This is a genomic window from bacterium (assembly GCA_029210545.1).
Classification (GTDB): Bacteria; BMS3Abin14; BMS3Abin14; order BMS3Abin14; family BMS3Abin14; genus JARGFV01.
Genome location: JARGFV010000067.1, coordinates 11,330 through 13,960 on the forward strand (window position 1 = coordinate 11,330; position 2,631 = coordinate 13,960).

1 protein-coding gene is annotated in these 2,631 nt (G+C 60.3%); it reads right to left on the reverse strand.

What is annotated here, in order from left to right:
• Positions 1-500: 500 nt before the first annotated feature.
• Complete coding sequence (locus tag P1S46_08275) at positions 501-1,787, reverse strand: class II fructose-bisphosphate aldolase (GenBank protein MDF1536479.1); 1,287 nt, start codon at positions 1,785-1,787, stop codon at positions 501-503.
• Between the last annotated feature and the right edge of the window lie 844 nt (positions 1,788-2,631).

Sequence of the window (2,631 nt, forward strand, 5' to 3'; positions counted from 1 at the left end):
ACGGATCGCTGACATATTTAACGGTCATCGATCCGGGCGCCCCGCAAGGGGCGCGTTGATGGACTTTTTACGTGTCCATCAACTGTGATTTGTTTATCGATCAGTCGCTTCGGTCGGCCAGCAACACCTGGATCCCGGATCACACCGCATCAGGCGCTGGTGTCCGGGATGACGTAGAGATAAGTCCTTTACCCTGACTATCGCCTTTCTTCGCGTCTTTGCGCCTTGGCGTGAGGCCGCTCTTCAGGATTTTACGGCACATGCCTGAGAGTATCCTCCCGTTTCCGGTTTTCTCCGATTTTCTTCCGCCGTCGCTCTTCGAGCTATGGCGTGACAAGCCGTGCCTCCGTGGTGAATCGTCTTTCGTGGCAGGCGCGCCAGCCGGCCGAGATTGCTTCACCCGGTATCAGTTCGCAATGACAAGCCTTTTCCATGTTCTCAACCTGATTCAAAGCTTTTTCAGACATAACATCCGGGCGGCGGATACCCCGGATTTTATGTTAGTCCTCGAAATCGCCTTCCGGTCCCTTGTCGGAATCGATGGCGGCGGCCCTGTCGGCGATTTTCTCCGGCGTCCATTCCGACGGGTCTTCCATCCGGACCGCCTTGGGTCCCAGGTCGTGGGAACCGGCCGCCAGGATCGCCTCCACGACCAGGGGAGCCGTGTCCGCTGCGTTGAAGACGTCCGTGAGAAGCCCGCAGGTGAAATCCTCGACGGCTTTTACCATCCTGTCACGCACACCTCCGGGCTGCCCCAGGAGCTTGTTCTCGAAGGGAAGGTTCAGCTTCTTGTAGTCCCCCTTCTTCCAGCCCTTCTCGGCGGCGTACGCCACCATCTCCGCCCACAGGCCGTCGGTCACGCCGGCGTTATCGGCGCGGATGAACTGGCCGTCATCGTCGAGCTGGGCGTTTCCGTAATCGTTGACCTTGACGCCCCAGGAGATCATCTGGAGGGCGGTGGCCACGTTGGCCTTGGTGGTCGATGTCTCCGAGGCGATGCGGCGCAGCCGCTCACTGCTGTTTCCCGAGGTCCCGTGCTGGGCCCCCGAAACATGGTAAGGCTTGAGGGCAGCGTGGATCCTGGAGGTGAGTTCGACCTGGATGCCGGCCTCGCTGGCCTCGATGCCGTGGGTGGTGCCGTTGTTTAATGCGATCCAGTCAGGGAATATGCCGTGGGCGTTGAGCCCCTGGACCAGGAAGAGGGCCTCGCCCACCGTGGACATCCCCTCCTTGCCCTTGATCTCACCCACCTCGGTTTCGAGCCCGGCCCAGGACGGCACGTACCTGGCCAGTTCCATGCTGGCCAGGAGGTTCTGGTCGTCGGGGAGATGGGAGGCGTCGATGGCGATGGAGGTCATCCCCGCGTCGAACATGGAGGGGATCTCGATCCGGGCCTTCTCCACGTCAGCGTCACCCTTGATGCCGTAGTGGTCGGCGTGGATGGCGACAGGGACAGTGACCCCCAGTTCGTTGGCGATGGCATCCACCATGCGCGCCAGGTTCCAGAAGTTCACCGCGCAGTAGGCTCCCGCGCCTCCCTCGGACTTGGCGATCTCCACGATGATGGCCGCGTTGGCTCGCTGGGCCGCGGCCAGGGCGCCGCGCACGACGAACTGGTTGCGGCCGTTGGCCGCGATGGTCATGGCCTTGCCCCTGGCGATCATGGCCCGGTCAATGGCCTTGCCGCTGACGATGAGAGCCCGGGAGTTGGGGAACAGGTTGACGATGTTGGGCGGACGCCCGATCCCGAGAGCCCTTTCGAAATCCGCAGTGGATACAGCTGCCATGGTTGACCTCCTTGTCAGCCTTTTGTGGTGGTTTCGGGATGTGTATGGATAGTCCTGTTGATGCCCCTTTGACCCCGCTCTGATAATATCATCAGATTACACGGTCGGGGGGGGGGAATGCAAGAAAACCCTTTGTCCGGAAGCGATGGGGACAAAGGGTTTTCAGCCTGTTTTCACTACCGCTCAACAGCTGCCAGCTGACAGTCAAGATCTAAAAGCTTTAACGCAGCCTTCCGACACAAATCCAAAAAAGCGAAGGCGGAAGGACGCCCCTCGATAGGCCCGGGCTTATGCCGTCAATTCTTTCAGGGCAATTTAACCGCCAAGCACGCCAAGAACGCGGAGGGAACCTGAAACAGGGGACAGCACAGGTCCATACCCTAAGAGCTTACAGGAAGCTTTACGTAGAGGCACCGGGAAGACTCTTTCCCTCACCGGCCCGTTCCTCACGGAATGGGCTTTCCTGGGGGAAAGTTCAGGTCGATGGAACTGAACCCGGGAGGAAATGGATTTCATCACGGGACTCAGGTCCATCGACCGGTACCGGTGAGGGAGTGTCCTTCTTGGCGTGCTTGGCGTGCTTGGCGGTTAAACCCGGGCCGTTGGGCCGCAGGGCCTAAGACTGCCACGGCCAGGGCGATTATCCCTCACCCCCACCTCCTTTCAGCAACCAACCTCCTTAATCTTCCCCTCCCTCCTGGCCCGACGAAGCTCTATGCGAAGGCGGCTGAGGGGAGGGGATTGAGGGGATCACGCCTTCGGCGTGACTCAAAAATCACTTTCACCCCCACCTCTGACTTGTCCCGCCATAGCTTGAGCGACGGCGGATCCTCCCCCCTCAAGG

Bases quoted from the DNA above. Each gene is read 5' to 3' on its own strand.
- P1S46_08275 (MDF1536479.1), bottom strand. From the start codon at position 1,787: ATGGCAGCTGTATCCACTGCGGATTTCGAAAGGGCTCTCGGGATCGGG.